At 66.6% G+C, this 15269-nt stretch carries 20 protein-coding genes and 1 tRNA gene; 13 read left to right on the forward strand and 8 right to left on the reverse strand.

The features are described 5' to 3' along the window. The first annotated feature begins 301 nt into the window (after positions 1-301). From AWQ68_RS22420 to AWQ68_RS22450, 7 genes are all read left to right on the forward strand, one after another. Positions 302-496, forward strand: coding sequence for a DUF1918 domain-containing protein (locus AWQ68_RS22420; RefSeq protein WP_084464292.1), 195 nt, complete (start codon positions 302-304; stop codon positions 494-496). A gap of 13 nt (positions 497-509) precedes the next feature. Continuing rightward, positions 510-923: a secondary thiamine-phosphate synthase enzyme YjbQ gene (locus AWQ68_RS22425; protein ID WP_066943265.1), complete on the forward strand. Its 414-nt coding sequence runs from the start codon at positions 510-512 to the stop codon at positions 921-923. A gap of 132 nt (positions 924-1055) precedes the next feature. Next, complete coding sequence (locus AWQ68_RS22430; RefSeq protein WP_066943267.1) at positions 1056-1484, forward strand: DUF3052 domain-containing protein; 429 nt, start codon at positions 1056-1058, stop codon at positions 1482-1484. 79 nt (positions 1485-1563) lie between these two features. Next, positions 1564-2019: a peroxiredoxin gene (locus tag AWQ68_RS22435; protein ID WP_066943269.1), complete on the forward strand. Its 456-nt coding sequence runs from the start codon at positions 1564-1566 to the stop codon at positions 2017-2019. 91 nt (positions 2020-2110) lie between these two features. Beyond that, the gene (locus AWQ68_RS22440) at positions 2111-2353 is read left to right on the forward strand and encodes a hypothetical protein (protein WP_245656035.1); all 243 of its coding nucleotides are present in this window, start codon (positions 2111-2113) and stop codon (positions 2351-2353) included. A 54-nt stretch (positions 2354-2407) separates the two neighbouring features. After that, on the forward strand, positions 2408-3358 hold the full coding sequence (locus AWQ68_RS22445; RefSeq protein ID WP_066943273.1) for an ROK family protein: 951 nt from the start codon (positions 2408-2410) through the stop codon (positions 3356-3358). 131 nt (positions 3359-3489) lie between these two features. Next, positions 3490-3564: transfer RNA gene (locus AWQ68_RS22450), tRNA-Val, on the forward strand. Positions 3565-3643: 79 nt separating this feature from the next. On the opposite strand, the gene AWQ68_RS22455 is transcribed toward AWQ68_RS22450, so the two are convergent. Continuing rightward, positions 3644-3871, reverse strand: a complete 228-nt coding sequence (locus AWQ68_RS22455; RefSeq protein ID WP_157545579.1) for a tyrosine-type recombinase/integrase — start codon at positions 3869-3871, stop codon at positions 3644-3646. Positions 3872-3972: 101 nt separating this feature from the next. Between AWQ68_RS22455 and AWQ68_RS22460 the strand changes: the two genes are divergently transcribed. Beyond that, on the forward strand, positions 3973-4674 hold the full coding sequence (locus AWQ68_RS22460; protein ID WP_066943275.1) for a 2-phosphosulfolactate phosphatase: 702 nt from the start codon (positions 3973-3975) through the stop codon (positions 4672-4674). A 443-nt stretch (positions 4675-5117) separates the two neighbouring features. On the opposite strand, the gene AWQ68_RS22465 is transcribed toward AWQ68_RS22460, so the two are convergent. The 4 genes from AWQ68_RS22465 to AWQ68_RS22480 form a co-directional block, all read right to left on the reverse strand. After that, positions 5118-5681 carry a hypothetical protein gene (locus AWQ68_RS22465; protein WP_084464294.1) on the reverse strand — a complete coding sequence of 188 codons (564 nt, stop codon included), beginning with the start codon at positions 5679-5681 and terminating at the stop codon, positions 5118-5120. Positions 5682-5955: 274 nt separating this feature from the next. Continuing rightward, positions 5956-6483: a hypothetical protein gene (locus AWQ68_RS22470; protein WP_066943278.1), complete on the reverse strand. Its 528-nt coding sequence runs from the start codon at positions 6481-6483 to the stop codon at positions 5956-5958. A gap of 463 nt (positions 6484-6946) precedes the next feature. Beyond that, positions 6947-7279 carry a hypothetical protein gene (locus AWQ68_RS22475; protein WP_157545581.1) on the reverse strand — a complete coding sequence of 111 codons (333 nt, stop codon included), beginning with the start codon at positions 7277-7279 and terminating at the stop codon, positions 6947-6949. Between the two features lie 214 nt (positions 7280-7493). Beyond that, entirely contained in the window at positions 7494-7772 is a 279-nt protein-coding gene (locus AWQ68_RS22480; protein ID WP_066943282.1) for a hypothetical protein, read from the reverse strand. Here AWQ68_RS22480 and AWQ68_RS22485 point away from each other — a divergent pair. After that, the gene (locus AWQ68_RS22485; protein ID WP_066943284.1) at positions 7759-8268 is read left to right on the forward strand and encodes a hypothetical protein; all 510 of its coding nucleotides are present in this window, start codon (positions 7759-7761) and stop codon (positions 8266-8268) included. The genes AWQ68_RS22480 and AWQ68_RS22485 overlap by 14 nt on opposite strands. 216 nt (positions 8269-8484) lie before the next feature. Here AWQ68_RS22485 and AWQ68_RS22490 read toward each other — a convergent pair whose 3' ends face one another. Then, entirely contained in the window at positions 8485-9939 is a 1455-nt protein-coding gene (locus tag AWQ68_RS22490) for a hypothetical protein (protein WP_066943286.1), read from the reverse strand. Positions 9940-10314: 375 nt separating this feature from the next. On the opposite strand from AWQ68_RS22490, the gene AWQ68_RS22495 reads away from it, so the two are divergent. Next, on the forward strand, positions 10315-10659 hold the full coding sequence (locus tag AWQ68_RS22495) for a DUF6247 family protein (RefSeq protein WP_066943288.1): 345 nt from the start codon (positions 10315-10317) through the stop codon (positions 10657-10659). A 144-nt stretch (positions 10660-10803) separates the two neighbouring features. Here AWQ68_RS22495 and AWQ68_RS22500 read toward each other — a convergent pair whose 3' ends face one another. After that, the gene (locus tag AWQ68_RS22500; protein ID WP_169808970.1) at positions 10804-10989 is read right to left on the reverse strand and encodes a hypothetical protein; all 186 of its coding nucleotides are present in this window, start codon (positions 10987-10989) and stop codon (positions 10804-10806) included. Positions 10990-11269: 280 nt separating this feature from the next. Between AWQ68_RS22500 and AWQ68_RS22505 the strand changes: the two genes are divergently transcribed. Continuing rightward, complete coding sequence (locus tag AWQ68_RS22505; RefSeq protein ID WP_066943291.1) at positions 11270-12403, forward strand: sensor histidine kinase; 1134 nt, start codon at positions 11270-11272, stop codon at positions 12401-12403. Next, positions 12400-13056 (forward strand): response regulator, encoded by a 657-nt coding sequence (locus AWQ68_RS22510; RefSeq protein ID WP_066943293.1) that lies wholly within the window; start codon positions 12400-12402, stop codon positions 13054-13056. Before AWQ68_RS22505 ends, AWQ68_RS22510 begins: the two co-directional genes overlap by 4 nt. Here AWQ68_RS22510 and AWQ68_RS22515 read toward each other — a convergent pair. Next, positions 13053-13724: a DUF2306 domain-containing protein gene (locus AWQ68_RS22515; RefSeq protein WP_084464295.1), complete on the reverse strand. Its 672-nt coding sequence runs from the start codon at positions 13722-13724 to the stop codon at positions 13053-13055. The genes AWQ68_RS22510 and AWQ68_RS22515 overlap by 4 nt on opposite strands. A gap of 170 nt (positions 13725-13894) precedes the next feature. On the opposite strand from AWQ68_RS22515, the gene AWQ68_RS22520 reads away from it, so the two are divergent. Continuing rightward, positions 13895-14881 (forward strand): NAD(P)-dependent alcohol dehydrogenase, encoded by a 987-nt coding sequence (locus AWQ68_RS22520; RefSeq protein WP_066943338.1) that lies wholly within the window; start codon positions 13895-13897, stop codon positions 14879-14881. Positions 14882-15269: the final 388 nt, after the last annotated feature.

Genomic DNA, 15269 nt, shown 5'->3' on the forward strand with positions numbered 1-15269 from the left:
TCTCCGGGGGCGATCACGGGCTGCCGTCCCCCGATTTCCCCCTGTGGATCGGCGGATCCGCGCCGTTCGATCAGGTGTCTCGCTCGCGCGGGTCGCCGCCCGATTTCTCCTGGTCTTGCCTGGTTCGCTGCGGCCGTTCGGTGTCCGTGGCGTAAGCCGCTCGCCATCCGCCCCGTCCGTCGTGATGGGACAGCGTAACGTTTCGGTATGCGTTGTTCCTCCCTCTTACGGAGGATGGGTTACTCCCCTTCCCAGCGGGCGAAAGCCGTATCAGGCTCTGGAATGAGAGGGAGGAAACGAGATGCATGCAACGGTGGGTGACCGGCTCCTGGTGCATGGGACCGTCGTGGGAGAGCACGAGAAGCGCGGCGAGATCATCGAGGTACGTGGACCCGGTGGCGAGCCGCCGTACGTCGTCAGGTTCGACGACGGACACACCGGCCTGGTGTTCCCCGGCCCGGACGCGGTCGTCGTCCCAGCTCAGCGGGGATCGTAAGTAATATCGCGCTGTGAGATCCAGGGAGATCGCGGTGCGGACCGGAGCGCGCGACCGGGTGTACGACATCACCGGTGAGTGTGAGGAGTTCGCGCGCGAGTGCGGGGGAGACGGGTTGTTGCACGTCTTCGTGCCGCACGCGACGGCGGGGATCGCCCTCATCGAGCTCGGATCGGGCAGCGACGAGGACCTTCTCGCCGCGCTCGGCGACCTGCTTCCCGCGGACGACCGTTGGAGGCATGCGCACGGCTCGCGCGGGCATGGAAGATCCCATGTCATGCCCGCGATCATCCCGCCGTACGCGACGATCCCGGTGCTGGACGGGAGGCTCGCGCTGGGCACGTGGCAGTCGGTGTCCCTTGTCGATCTCAACGTGGACAACCCCGACCGGCGTGTTCGTTTGTCGTTTTTGTCGGATTTTAGATAACGGTGCGGGTCACCGGTCGTGGCGACCGTTGACGACGGTGGGTCACAGCGTGTGGACTGTGCCGAAGCATGGCTCTCAGAGGAGCCGGACAACCGCATGCAAGGCGGGGTCACCCAAGCAGGAGGGATAAACGTGAGCGCGACCGCGGGTCAGGCGCAGGGCGAGCGCGGCCTGGCCGAACGACTCGGCCTCAAAGCCGGTCAGGTGGTGCAGGAGATCGGCTGGGACGAGGACTGCGACGAGGCACTTCGCGAGTCCATCGAAGAGCTGACCGGCAACGAGTTGGTGGACGAGGAGTACGAGGACGTCGTCGACGTGGTGCTGCTGTGGTGGCGCGACGGCGACGGTGATCTCTTCGACGCTCTCAGCGACGCCATGACGGCACTCGCCGACGGAGGCCAGATCTGGTTGCTGACCCCGAAGGCGGGGCGGGATGGCCACGTCGAGCCCAGCGACATCGGTGAGGACGCGACGACCGCCGGCCTCTCCCAGACGAGCAGCATCAGCGCCGCCCGGGACTGGTCCGGAACGCGGCTGGTCACGCCCAAGGCCCGCCGTTGAACTGACGCCGACGCCCTGCCGTACGGCCCGGCGATGCCGTGCGGCAGGATGATGTGCGACCAACCCGGAGGAGGCGCGCATGTCGGTGGAAGTCGGGGAACGGGCTCCGGAATTCGAACTCCAGGACCAGCACGGCGCCCCTGTCCGTCTCGCGGACCTGCGCGGACGCAACGTGGTGCTCGTCTTCTATCCTCTGGCGTTCACCGGCGTGTGCCACGGTGAGCTGAACGCGATCCGTGACGATCTCCTCCCTGCGGTCGCCGACGACGTCGAGGTGCTGACCGTCTCGGTCGACTCCGTCTTCGCTCACCGCGCCTGGGCCGATCGGGAGGGCTACACCTTTCCCATGCTCTCGGACTTCTGGCCGCACGGTGAGGTGGCCCGGGCGTACGGTGTGTTCGACGAGGAGAAGGGGGTCGCGAACCGCGGCACCTTCATCATCGACCGTGAGGGCGTCATCCGCTGGAAGGTCGTGAATCCGATCGGATCCGCGCGTGACGTCACCGAGTACCAGAAGGTGCTCACACACCTGTGACCCTGCCTTACGGGAGGCGAAGATGCCCTGCTTCCATTGCGGGGCCCGGCAGACCGACCCGGTCCGCGGCGTGAGTCCCTGGAAACGCGGGGTGCGCCATGAGACGCAGGTCCTGATCTGCCCGGACTGCCAGCGTGCGCACGATCTCGATCTCGACGCGTGCGTCTCGTGCGGTTCCACCGCGTTGATCTGCCGCCTCGGCGAGGTCGAGTGCCGCTCCTGCGGCGCCGTGCGGGCCGCGCGCTCCTGCGAGTCCCTGGTCACCGCGCCCGGATCACCCGATCTGTCGGCCGAGGTCGAGGCGGCGCTCAACCGGGTCCTCGGCCGTTCCTGATCGTCTTTGGGCGTGGATTTGGCGAAAACGTCCTTTGGTGAGGACGATGTCCGGGTGAATTACGTGGTTGCCCTCGATGTGGGCGGTACGTCGATGAAGGGCGGGCTCGTCACGCGCTCCGGCGAGGTGACCCCTTTCGCCGGGCACCCGACGGAACGTGAACGGGGGCCGGCCGCTGTGGTCGCCGCCATCCGCGCCTACGTGGGCGAGCTGGCCGGGCACGGGCGCGCCCGCTACGGGGGGGAGCCGTCCGGCGTCGGCCTCGCCGTACCGGGGATCGTGACCTCTTCCATGGCCGTCTACTCGGCCAACATCGGGTGGCGGGACGTGCCCGCCGAGGAGTTCGTGCCGGGCGACGTCCCTGCGCGTCTCGGGCACGACGTACGCACCGGTGGGCTGGCCGAGAGCGTCTTCGGCGCCGGCCGCGACACCGCCGACTTCCTCTTCCTCCCCATCGGCACGGGCATCGCGGGCGCGGTCGTCGTGCGTGGCGAGCCGTACGGCGGGGTGCACGGATGGGGCGGCGAGATCGGCCACACCACCGTCTGGCCGTCGGGCGAGCCGTGCGCGTGCGGCCAGATCGGCTGCCTGGAGACGTACGCGTCCGCGTCGGCGGTGTCCCGGCGCTACGAGCGACGCACCGGCCGCGCGGCCACCGCGAAGGAGGTCGTGACGCTGGCGGCGTCGGGCGACCCCGACGCGCGCGAGGTCTTCGACGAGGCGATCGAGGCGCTGGCGATCTCGCTCGGCTCGTACACGCTGCTGCTGGACCCGTCGCTGATCGTCATCGGCGGCGGCCTCGGGGAGGCGGGAGCCGCCCTGTTCGATCCGCTGCGTGAACGGCTCGCCGCGCGGCTCGCCTTCTGCGAGCCCCCCGAACTCCGCCCGTCGGCCCTCGGCGTACACGCGGGGATGCTGGGCGCCGCGCTGCTCGGCTGGCAGGCCGCCGACGAGCCCGGCGTGGGCGCCGACTGGACGCCGGAGAGGCTGCTCGGCGCACATTAGCCCTACCGTGACGCGACGGACCGGCGACGGCGGAGATGCTCCGGCGCCGCCGGTCCGTACGCGAAGGGAAACGGACCGATCTCCCGATGTGCTGAAAGGCGCCCCGGTGTCGTAAGGTGTAGTCCCGTCTGGGGCGGTTAGCTCAGTGGTAGAGCACTCGCCTTACAAGCGAGGGGTCACTGGTTCGAACCCAGTACCGCCCACCAGCGAAAACAAGCCTCGTAGCGATCTTGCTACGACGTTTCGTGCCATTAGCGGGCCATTAGCCGATATAGGCGATCTTGCTCAGGGACCACTCGCCTTGGCTGGCAGGACTTCCGTGATCTTTCCGTTCATGGTGGTCGCGATCTTGCGGTCCGCCTCCGCCGTGCGGTGTTGGTAGATCATCGCGGCGCGCACGCTGTCATGGCCCACCATCAGGTCGCGGAGGGAAGCGCCGGCACTGGCCGCGATCGTGTTCCCGGTGTGGCGGAGATCGTGGGAATGGAGCCCGGGGACGCCGAAATGCGGCAAGGGTTAGGCGGAATGATCTGGTCGTCCGTCGCGGTCATCAGCATGGCCCGTGCGTGTCACTGTATGGGTGCTTCGGGTCAGGCATGCGCGATCATGATCGGATGGAGAGTCGTTTCCTTGCAATCGCTGAGCTGGTCGAAGCCCCGTCCGCGGCGGTCGTAGTCGACGTCATGCGTGCCTTCACAGTGGCTGCCTGGGTCTTCGCCCAGGGAGCGGAAAAAATCGTTCTCGCTGAGTCGCTGGACGAAGCCCTGGTGCTCAAGGCTCGCCACCCGGATTGGGTGGCGCTCAAAGACGGTCCGCCGGCGACAGGGTTCGACACCGTCAACTCACCGGGCCTGCTGCGGTCTGATGACCTTGGCGGACGGACCGTTGTGCAGAAGACCACGGCAGGGACGGTCGGCGCCCTTGCTGTCAAGGAGGCGTCGCTGGTGCTGTGCGCCAGCTTCGTGGTGGCGGAGGCAACGGCTCGGCTGTTGCGGACACGCGGGTGCGGCAGTGTCACGTTCGTGGTCACCGGCGACGAGGGGCGTGCCGATGAAGATCTGGCGTGCGCCCAATACATCGCCCAGAGGGCCACCGGGGCCGGGGCGGATGCGTCTGAGTTCCTCCGCCGCGCCGGCGAGTCACGCGCCGCCGCCGAGTTGGCGGAGGGTGTGCGCCAAGGAGCCCATCCTGATGACGTCGCGCTCTGTCTTGAACTGGACCGGTTCCCCTTTGCCATGGTGGCCGCCTTGGAGGACTCGCTCATGGTCCTCCGCCCGTGCGCTGTGCCGTCTCTGACCGACGAGGCTTCGATCTGATCGCTGGTGAGGTCCGACCCTCGCCATACGAACCGGCATCCGGTCGGGTATGTGGCATCAGCTGCATGTCCCGTTGACGGTGGTTCGGGTGTCGAAACGGACGGAGGCGTGGCGGGAGCGTGCCAGCAGCATCGGAGTAGAGGTGCCGCCTTCGGCGTCGTGTGTCAGGGCGCTGTGGCGGAGCAGTGGAGGGTCGAGCCGTCCAGTCCTCGACGTCCTCGGGAGAAGTGAGCGGGTTGGCCAGTAGCCGGGTGTTCTCCTCGAAGATCTCCTCGGCACGAGGGTAGGAGGTCGAGCACGCCGCCAGCCCGTCTAGCGGACCTGACCAGTCAGCAGCACCGACCACGTCTCCCAGCCCTGCCCCACTCGCCAGCGGTGGGTCTCGCTAATCTCAGGGGCGTGAACCGGTAGAAGATGGACGGCTGCTGGCTCGGCCACTCCGATCAGCAGGTGTTGGGAATGCCCACCTTGGCCGCGAACTCGGTGGTGAAGACCACCATGACATCGTCGGTGCCCAGGGCGTAGGCCCCTCCCGGTGGATAATCCGCTGGCCGGCCGACGGCGATCCACACTGCCCTCTCTCGCGAGCACAACCGGATGGCGTCCGGCACCCGGATGCCGTGCCTAGGGCCTTCGGCCCAGGCGATGTCAACGGAGGTCAGCTTTCCACCGACCAGGGTTGACCAGCGCACATGATCGGTCACATCCACCTGCGCCGAGCCTCCTGGCTCTCCGATCCCTAGCAGGTGATCGGTCATCGGCTCAGGGAAGAGTTCAAGCCCGTAGTGGTCGAAGCTGCTTCCCCACACGGCCGAGAATCGAGCGCCGTCGCCGGTGAGCAACTCGACGCCCATGGTCGGCTGGTGCCACGGCCCGAAGTCCCAGTCTTCGACTTCGCAACCGTCCTCCCCGCCCATCAGGGGGTAGTAGATGACCCTCTCGATACGCCTGCCCCGCAACAGAGCAACCGTACGCTCATACTCCAGCGTGGTCAGGGGCGATGACACCGGTACAGCATCGCTCAGTGCAGGTAACCTCGGCCACCCAATACGCGGTCTGAGGGTTCGCGAATGCCTGACGGGCCGGGGCACTTTGGGGGCACATGACTCCGAAAAGCGTTGGCAAGCGATGACAACGAATGAAAGCGTTATCGCAGGTCGTCTATGGTGTAGGGCGAATCCGTGCAGGTAGGGAGCGTGCGCAATTTGTAGCCGCCCTACAGGCCAACTTGATTCTCGGGGGCGTGCAGCGAGTTCCCCGTCTCTCCTGAGTTGCACCGTGTCAGCGATGTGTTGTCCGTAGGCACCCGATCTCCGCCACGTCGTGGTTGCCTGCTTTGCACCGCCAGACCGCGCTGTCGCCGTTCTCCAGCGGGTGGAGCCCGGTTCGGTGCCGGGAGCACACCGGCCACACTTGGAGGAATTCGTCAATGTAGTCTGCCTGTAGGTAAGCGGCGACCTCGGCGAGGATGCCGACGGGATCGAGGCCGTCCACCTCGTGCCCGTGCACGAGTACGTTGAGATATCCGGATGACGAAGCGGACTTCTCCAATAGCACTTCCGGCCGGATCTGCCATGCCGTAAGCGCTGGCAGGTCGGCATTCACCTTTTCCAGCGCCTGGGTTGCATATGTCGCCCTCCGCGTAAGGATTAGCGACCGCAGATCGCCTCCCGTGACGAAACCGTGAGTCTCGTAGATTCCCCTCAACGCGCCGCGTGCCTGCTCGCTTAGGTGTCCGGCATCCATGTCGAACTCGGGCTCTCCATCCAGTAGGAGCAGCCACTCGTCAAACTCATCGAGGTAGGTCATTTGTCGTCCCGGCAGGGGTGTGGGTGACCGCGGCGGAGATCGCCAGACGGGAGAGCAGGCGACGTGACGGCACTCGTTGTTCCCTGCTGATCCTGCCAGGCACGCTCCATCCGCGTTGACAAAGGGGCCGAGGTCCCGCGAAGAGCGCTGTACAGCAGCGGGATACCGCAACGCCGCCTCACATGACCACACGCCACCGGCCCGCAACTACCACTTGAGCAGGGCGAGGAGCCCTCTACGTCGTGACTGGCTCCCGTTGGCAAGCAGAAAGTCAAGGAGTGTCCCGCCGGCCGGGGCACGGGGCTTTCCCCCGGAGTGTGGGACACCTGGTTTCATGCAGCCAGTTCGGTCACCCTAGCAAGCCGATCTTCGTAGACGGCCTGAGGTGGGTTCTCGGTCGCCGAGTGCCTTCGCCGGTTGTTGTAGCAGGCGATCCGGAGGAAGATCTCGGTCACGAGTGGTCTCATTCCTCGTCGAGGCCATGCAGGTAGTCCTCGAAGGTGGGGCGTCGATCCCTTCGGCGCGACAACACGATGGCGGCCACCAGTGCGGCAGGGACCATTGCGAGCCTGAGCGCCCAGCGGCCCAGTCGACGAACCACCCTGAGCAGTTCCTTGAGCGACTGCCAAGGGTGTCTCAGGGCCATGACGGTCAAGATGAAGGACATGCCGCCGAGGCTGATCCCCGAGAAGTCGTCGGGGTCGTCTCGTCCCTTCTCCTTGGTCACGGTGCGGAACTGAAGGTGAAGGGCAGGACCTTGATCCTGCGGACCAATGGAATCCTCCCGAGTCAGCATGGACATCAGGGTCGCAATTGAGCCGTGATCGTGAGCGTACATCAGGGAGCTTTACATGGCTCAGGACCATTGGCTCGACGGGATTCCAAGGCGCTTCGGTGGGGCAGTTCGATACCCTGCTCGCGTTGGGACCGGTCAGAGCTCCCCTGTTCTGGGTCCACGGTTCACGGGAGGCGGGTACGGAGCCGACTGCAGTTGGCTAGCGGCGATACGGTCACCGAGGACGGGGCTGGCCCTGCGTGACAACGACAGCGAACACCGCTGAACACTCATGCTTGAGTGACCGGCGGGACTTCACGGTCTTGGTGTCGCCCTTCTGCCGAACCGACCGCCAGACGTAGATCGCGAACTCCTCGTGCTCCCAGCCGGGTTCGTCGACGGGTAGCCATGCCTGCCGTTTCTCGTCGTACGTCACGACGTGTGACCCGGTGAGCGCGCGAAGCTCCTCGGGCCGAGCCCCGATCAGCAGGGAGAGCACGATGTACGCCCGCATGCGGGGCCGTCTTCGCGGTGGCATCGAGGATGGCCTGAGCCTGTGCCAGGGTGAGCGCCTTCGAACCGAACACCGCAAGGTCGAAGACACCATCGGTTCCCGCCCGCTGCTGGAGGTCGTCCGCCAGCAACTCGGCGTGGTGGTCGAACTCGGCCAGCAGGCCCGCGGTTCCCTTGCCGACAGCGTGATCGACCTTGCCGCGCAGTACGCCCAGTTCGTCGCGTGGATGTCTCTGGACGTGGACGACCGGGCCGCCGCAAGCGCCTGGTACGACCGCGCCCATGACTGGGCGTTGGAGATCGATGCCTGGCCAAGACGTACGCCGAGGCCGGAGACGCTGCGGGTGGGCGCGCCCATCGTGGCCGACGCCGTCGAGCTGAACCGTCATGCTCACAAGGGATTGGCCGAGGTCGCGACCTTGCTCGACCAACGCAAGTCGTCCCATGCAGGGATCTTGCATGAGGAGCTGACGGCCGCTCGCAGTACCGGCGGTTGAAACCGTGCCATCCGTTGCTGATCACGGCACCAAGGAGTTTGCCGTCCAGCGCGCATGCTCCGAGAAGGAAACGCCGGTGATCGCGCGTGCCAGTGCGAAGAAACGGGGAGCCGTGCGCCGTCGGTCAGGGCGGGTGCGCTTATGAACGATGCACGTTCGGCTCAGGTGACGGCCCATAAACAGCGGTCTCGCGGACCGAGGCCATGGGCGATGGCGTCAAGGCCCGGCTTTGCTCCCGCCAACGTTGAGGGCGTCGCCGTCGATGATCAGGGACTCGACGGTGTTTGTCTCCCCGGCTGTTCGTAACCCGTGAGGGCCGTCGAAGGCATCGGCGCGCAATCGGAACCGGCTCACGTCGTCGATTTTCAAAGCGCTCAGCCGCCAAGGCCTGCTCGGGGCGTCTTGTGGACTGGGCGGAAGGGCGAGATTCAGGATGGTGGAGGAGACTTGTGCCGACCCGTGCCGGGCGTGTGCGGCTGTGTACTTGGCGAGCCGCAGTTCGGCCTCTGAAGGCAGGTCAGTTACTGGTTCTGTGGCGAGGTACGGATGCGCCGTCTCTGGTCCCGTGATCTCTTCAATCCATGCACGGCTGCTGTCCGGGAGCTGTGTCGAGTCGGCGAGGTAACGCAGTCGGCCCGCCAGCCAGGGAGTCAGGGCGGGGCCGGTGTTCTCGATCCAGACATTGATCAGGTCGTGGAATGCTTGCTCGCGGCGGTTGCCTCGGCGGGCGCCTGCGGCAAGGATGTCCGTTCCCGCGCCGGCGAGTGCGCGGGCGAGCAGTCGGACGGGGATCTGATCGGCGAGGTGGGAGTAGCTCACCATGCGGATCTCCAGCATCGCGCTGTGCAGGATCGTGGCGGCGACCAGGGCAGCACCCTCCGGGTGTCGTCGCCGTCGCTTGGACGCGCGGCGAGTTCGCTCCTCACGGGGCGGGGTCCGCCTGTCTGCCGCCCGGCCCGCGGCGGAAAGATGCCAGGCCGGGTCGTCGGGGTGAACGGTGCCACTGGCGGCGCGCAGCCTTCCGCACGCACCCAAGCCGATGACTATCCCCTCCTCTGCCCCGTGCTCCAGAACGACTCCCATTCGATCGTCGGAGTCGAAATGTATGTCGGTGACGTCCTTCAGCGACAGGTGCAACTCGGCCGGTTCCTCCGCCTGCAGGCCACTGTCGTAGCGGCGAGGGGCAACCAGGACCAGAGACCCGGTCAGCCGGGTGCCGGCCCGTTCGAGCAACAGGGTGTGGACCTCGGTGGCGGCCAGGTCATAGTCCGTGCCGAGCTCGAGCGCAGCCTCGGCCGACAGCGGCATGAACGGTGGCATCACCCGTCCTCGGTAGTCCCTTGTGTACAGAGGATCCACAACGAGTGGTGGCAGTATCTGCTCCAGTGGGTGCCCCGTCGCACTGGCCTGCTCGATCATCCAGCTCCGTCGTGCCGGCCCGAGATCGGCCATCCACGCGAGGGCCGCGCGGGCGCGCCGCTCACGACCAGTCGAAGTGAGGGCGGTCGCAGCGTGGAACAGTGGGAAGGTGTTGTTGTCCCACACGTCCGAGACCTTGTGGATCGTTTGCCGGTCGTAGGCGCGTGCGTCTGCTGAAGCCTCCGCGATCTGCACGAGCGACTGATCCAGCAACGCGCCGAGGGCACCCAGCGCCGTCCCTTTCTTGGCCATGTCAGCGACATATCACGGATCGATGTTCAGCATCCGGTTTGTGTGTGAGAGCCTGGCGCAGCGTGGGGTATGCAAATGAGAAGATCGCCGCCGAAGGACATGAACGCCGCGCGCCGACGACGGCATGCGGAGGGGTTCGAGTTGCTTCCCGGCTGATCGCAGGCGTCGCCGTACTGAGTGACTATCTGGGTGACGACGGCCATGGACGAACCTGGACAGCGATAGATCGTCATGGACTGTATGTGCACGGCTCGGGCCGTCCCTGCTGGTGGGCGAGGCACCGAGGACGGTGAAGCTGGGTCCGGACGGCGAACCACGGTTGGGAGTCATGCGATCGGCTGGGCCGCGCTGAGCGCCTGTACGTACGCTGGCAGCATGAGCGCGCAACCGCAGGAGTTCACTCCCGAAGGTCCCCTTCCGGAGAAGAATTTGCGCGCCATCCGTAGAGCGTTGGTCGTGCCCCAGGATCGAGACGGGTTCGACGCAGGTCTTGACGTGGTACTGGCTGAGGTTCGTGCCAGTTTGGACCTCGGCCGGCTGAGCGAGTTCATCCATACTTGGTGGCTGATTGCGTGCGACTCGATCAAGGATCCGCAGGGCCGCAGAGACCTCTACGAGCGGGCCATCCGTGTGCAGGAACTGACCGACGTCGGCAAGCCGATCCCTCGGGGCGACAAGACGTGGCGCGAGCTGCTTGCTGAGCGCGGGGCCGAGCGGTAGGTGTACTCGATCCTTGAGCCCGATCCTGTCGCTCAAGAACAGATCACGGCCCTCCCTGAGAATGCCTTGCGATATCTGGCCGGAGCGCTGGATTTGCGGGGCTCGTGCCATTAGCGTGCCATCAGCCGACGCGGGCGATCTTGCTCAGCGGCCGCTCGCCTGGGTTGGCAGGACTTCTGCGATCTTTCCGTTCATGGCGTTCGCGATCTTGCGGTCTGCCTTCGCCGCGCGGTGCTGGTAGATCGTCGCGGCGCGGACGGAGTCGTGCCCCATCCGTTTCATGAGATCCCGGAGCGTCGCGCCTGAACGGCGCACCAGCCAGGCGAACATCCGGATCATGAGCAGGTGGAAGAGATGGGAGAGGCGCAAGAACCGATCTTGCCTGAGCCGCCGCCTCAGGTCGATCCGCAGGTCAAGCCCCCTGCAACGACTTCTGAAGCAGTACAGGCTGAACGGTTACCGCGGCATCCTGGGCATCGTCACCCTCCTCCTCCAACGAACCGGTTATCCACTTTTGAGACGTCGTCCGCGACGACTACCAATCCGGTGAGCGAAATGTCTCGTACTTTGGGCTGATTGTGGGTGGTGGGGGCTCTCGTACCATGACTTCGTGCACGGCCTTATTCGCTCCGTGTGGTGCGAGCCCCGTTCCCCCAACGCACCGCGGCGGGTGTGGCGAGACTGGGTGCTCGTGGGGGTGTTGCTGCCGGTCGCGCTGCTCGAAGGAGTGGTGCGACCGGACATGCCCTCACGGGTCATTTCGGTGAGCCTCGCGGTCGGGCTGGTGCCCACCTTGTTGTGGCGCCGCACCCAGCCGCTGCTGATGGTCGTGATCGCGTTCGGCGTTTCGGGTGTGGCCCAGGTGCTGACGGGTGGCGACTCGCCCGAGTCCAACACCATGATTTATCTGCTTCTCCTGCCCTATGCGCTGTTCCGGTGGGGGTCCGGGCGAGAGGCGATCATCGGGTTGGCGATCATTCTCGTCAAAGCCACGTTCTCCGTGGTTGCGGACTATCCCGGTCCCGCCGACACCGCCGCCGCCTTCGCCGTCGTGCTCTTGGTGATCGCCGTGGGAGCGGCGTTCCGGTACCGGACGAGGGCACGGACGCGGGAGCTTGACCAGGTCAAACTGCTCGAACGTGAGCAACTGGCCCGAGATCTGCATGACACCGTCGCCCATCACGTCTCGGCGATGGCGATCCGGGCGCAGGCAGGGTTGGCGACGGCGGCGTCGCGGCCGGACGCCGCCACCGAGGCGTTGCAGGTGATCGAGGCCGAGGCGGCCCAGGCGCTCGCCGAGATGCGTGCCATGGTTCACGTCCTCCGCCGGAACGTGCCCGCGGACCTGGCGCCCGGGCGGAGCATCGCCGATCTCTCCCAGCTCGAAAGCCCGGGACAATCCGGCCCGTCCGTCCACGTGGAGATCGAGGGCGACATCGTCGGCCTCTCACCTTCCGTCGAGGCCGCGATCTACCGCCTCGCCCAGGAGTCGGTCACCAACGCCCGGCGCCACGCGCGGCACGCCACCCGCGTCCTGGTCCGGGTCAGCGCCGACGACACATCGGTCCGTCTGTACGTGAGCGACGACGGCGATCCCGTTCGCCCCGCAGGGACACCCGGTTACGGAATCACCGGCATGATCGAACGGGCTGATCTCCTCGGGGGGACCTGTACGGCGGGCCCCAATCCCGACCGGGGATGGAGTGTCACCGCCGTGCTGCCGCGTACCGGAGTGGCCAGGTGAGCATCCGGGTGCTGGTCGCCGATGACCAGGAGATCGTCCGTACCGGACTGGTGATGATCCTCAACGCGCAGCCGGGGATCGAAGTGGTCGGCGAGGCCGCCGACGGCCGGCGAGCAGTCGAACTCGCCCGGCGGCTTCGACCGGACGTGTGCCTTTTCGACATCCGGATGCCCGTGCTCAACGGCATCGAGGCCACCCGGATGCTCGCCGGGCCCACCGTCGACGACCCACTCGCCGTCGTGGTCATCACCACCTTCGACCTCGACGAGTACGTCTACGCGGCGCTGCGCGCGGGAGCCCGGGGGTTCCTGCTGAAGAACGCCGGCGCCCAGCTGCTCTCCCAGGCCGTTCACGCCGCGGCGGGCGGTGACGCGCTCATCGCTCCGAGCGTCACCGCCCGCCTGCTCACCGCCTTCGCGCACGCCGGGCCCGCCGCGCCGCCGGTCCATCCCATCGAGGCGCTCACCGAGCGTGAGGAGCAGATTCTCGTCACGGTGGCCCGGGGACGTACCAACAGTGAGATCGCTGACGAACTTCACATCTCACTCAGCACCGTCAAGACCCATATCGCCAGCCTGATGGCCAAGCTTGGCGCCCGGAACCGGGTGGAAATCGCCATGTGGGCGTACGAGACCCATCGGCTCAGGAACTAGGGTCTGCGGATGATCCACTCGGCAACGGCGAGGTTGATGATCCATCCGGCGGCCATGAGCAGGGCTCTGGGGATCTCGCCGAGGGGGCCGACGAGGAGCATCCAGGGGAGCTGGGTGAACGCCTGGGTGCCTGCGGCCATGCCGATCGCGTAGGCGCGGATCATCCAGGCGTGGTGGCGGCGGAAGTCTCTCCGCCGGATGGCGGCGAAGCCGAGCACGAGGGAGGCCGCCATCGCCGTGCCGAACACGAGCCGGAACACCGCGAGGAGATCGCCGTCGCCTTCCGGGCGAGGATAGAACAGGGTCATCCACAGGCCGGAGAGTGCGGCGACCAGTCCGCATACAACGAGAATCCGTCCTGCCATGCGGTGCCAGCCGGGCCTCCGATGACGGAACCTCTTCGCGAACTGGAAGGCGCCCACAATGCCGTAGAGCGACGCTCCGACGATGTGTAAAACCACGGGTAGCGGTGTCGCGAAGAATCGCGCGTTGGCGGGGGTGACCGCCGCGCCACCTGCCAATTCCCCCAAACGCAGCGCGCCGGCGACCACCGGAATCACGCTGAGCATGATCAGGCCGGTGGGCCCCATCCATCCGGGGACTTTGGCGCCCCGTCCGCCGGGCTGTACCTTCTGGGGCTTGGTGCCCCTCACACTGCTTTCGGTCATGAGGGGATCGTGGCTTCTTCGCCCATGTCTGCTCATCACACGAACGGTCCGATTCAGGTCAGCCGATCATCCAGCGATCAGGCGTACTTTCGGCTGATTCGGTGGCCTGGCCGCGTTTCTTAGCCTTTGGCTGTCTCCGCACCCGCATTGACTCGCATAAGGAGATGGCGATGAAGGCGTTCGTCTCACGCTCGTACGGGCCACCCGATGTCCTGACGCTTACCGAAATCCCCGTTCCCGTTCCTCGCGACGACGAGGTCCTGGTCCGGGTACGTGCCGGCTCCGTCAATCCGTACGACTGGCACAACATGCGCGGCGAGCCGTACCTGGCCCGCCTGATGCCCGGCGGCCTCGCGCTCCGCACCCCCGAGATCACCATCCTGGGCGCCGACATCTCCGGCCAGGTCGAATCCGTCGGCAGAAACGTCACGGAGTTTCGCCCCGGCGACGACGTCTTCGCCGTCATCAGTGGTGGCGGCTTCGCTGAATATGTCTGCGTCCGCGAATCCGACCTCGCTCCGAAGCCGGAGAACCTCTCGTACGAGGAGGCCGCCGCGGTTCCCATGGCCGCCAACACCGCCCTCCTCGCCCTGCGCGACGAGGGTCATATCCTGCCCGGCCAGCGTGTTCTCATCAACGGCGCGTCCGGTGGGGTCGGCACGTTCGCCGTACAACTCGCCCGCGCCCTCGGCGCCGAGGTCACCGGCGTCTGCAGCGCCCGGAACGTGGACCTGGTCCACTCCCTCGGCGCGACCAAGGTCATCGACTACACCACCCAGGACTTCACCCGCGAGACCCAGCGCTACGACCTGTTCGTGGACATCGCCGGAAGTCGACCGGTCTCCGTCTCCCGCCGTACCCTGCGCCCCAAAGGGGCCTACGTGGTGGTCGGCGGCCCGCCCGGTCGCTGGATACAACCCATGGGCCATGTGCTCTCCGCCCTGGCGGTATCCCGCTTCGCCGGCCAGCGGATATCGGTGGCAGACGCCCTCAAGTGCCCCAGCCCCAAACAGAACCTGCAGATGTTGAGCGCATTCCTGAACGACAAACGAGTGATCCCGATCATCGACCGTCACTACCCCTTCGAGGAAATCCCCAGGGCAATCGGCTACCTGGAGGAGGGCCACGCCCCCGGCAAGGTCGTCATCTCCTTCTGAGCGGCGCCCTCACCAGAGGCGTCCCGCCACGGCCTACAGCCGGTACGGAGCCGACGAGGGCCCGGCCAAGGCGACACAGGGTGTCAGGTGCAGCTCCCCTTCTTGGCGAGGCATCCGCCGGTGACCTTGTTGTCGCAGGCGATGGTGTTGCCGCCCACAGTGTCGTCCGTCCGTGGCGTGCGGCCTGGGCGGCCAGCTCGGGCCGCCCAGGCCGCACGCTCACCACGCCATACTCAAGGTTCTCGCTGACCGAACACCGCGCCGCCACAGGAGGAAGCCGCCGCGGGCTACCGGACACGAACCGGTTCACCCTAATTGCCAGGGGGCAAACGCACGGAGCGTTGGCTTGAACTCCCATTCAGCATTGCAGGCGGCGGCACCAGCGCCA

The organism is Microtetraspora fusca (assembly GCF_001570365.1).
GTDB classification, from domain to species: domain Bacteria; phylum Actinomycetota; class Actinomycetes; order Streptosporangiales; family Streptosporangiaceae; genus Microtetraspora; species Microtetraspora fusca.

Bases quoted from the DNA above. Each gene is read 5' to 3' on its own strand.
- AWQ68_RS22420 (WP_084464292.1), top strand. From the start codon at position 302: ATGCATGCAACGGTGGGTGACCGGCTCCTGGTGCATGGGACCGTCGTG.
- AWQ68_RS22435 (WP_066943269.1), top strand. From the start codon at position 1,564: ATGTCGGTGGAAGTCGGGGAACGGGCTCCGGAATTCGAACTCCAGGAC.
- AWQ68_RS22460 (WP_066943275.1), top strand. From the start codon at position 3,973: ATGGAGAGTCGTTTCCTTGCAATCGCTGAGCTGGTCGAAGCCCCGTCC.
- AWQ68_RS22470 (WP_066943278.1), bottom strand. From the start codon at position 6,483: ATGACCTACCTCGATGAGTTTGACGAGTGGCTGCTCCTACTGGATGGA.
- AWQ68_RS22475 (WP_157545581.1), bottom strand. From the start codon at position 7,279: ATGCTGACTCGGGAGGATTCCATTGGTCCGCAGGATCAAGGTCCTGCC.
- AWQ68_RS22485 (WP_066943284.1), top strand. From the start codon at position 7,759: ATGTACGCCCGCATGCGGGGCCGTCTTCGCGGTGGCATCGAGGATGGC.
- AWQ68_RS22480 (WP_066943282.1), bottom strand. From the start codon at position 7,772: ATGCGGGCGTACATCGTGCTCTCCCTGCTGATCGGGGCTCGGCCCGAG.
- AWQ68_RS22490 (WP_066943286.1), bottom strand. From the start codon at position 9,939: ATGGCCAAGAAAGGGACGGCGCTGGGTGCCCTCGGCGCGTTGCTGGAT.
- AWQ68_RS22495 (WP_066943288.1), top strand. From the start codon at position 10,315: ATGAGCGCGCAACCGCAGGAGTTCACTCCCGAAGGTCCCCTTCCGGAG.
- AWQ68_RS22500 (WP_169808970.1), bottom strand. From the start codon at position 10,989: ATGTTCGCCTGGCTGGTGCGCCGTTCAGGCGCGACGCTCCGGGATCTC.
- AWQ68_RS22515 (WP_084464295.1), bottom strand. From the start codon at position 13,724: ATGACCGAAAGCAGTGTGAGGGGCACCAAGCCCCAGAAGGTACAGCCC.
- AWQ68_RS22520 (WP_066943338.1), top strand. From the start codon at position 13,895: ATGAAGGCGTTCGTCTCACGCTCGTACGGGCCACCCGATGTCCTGACG.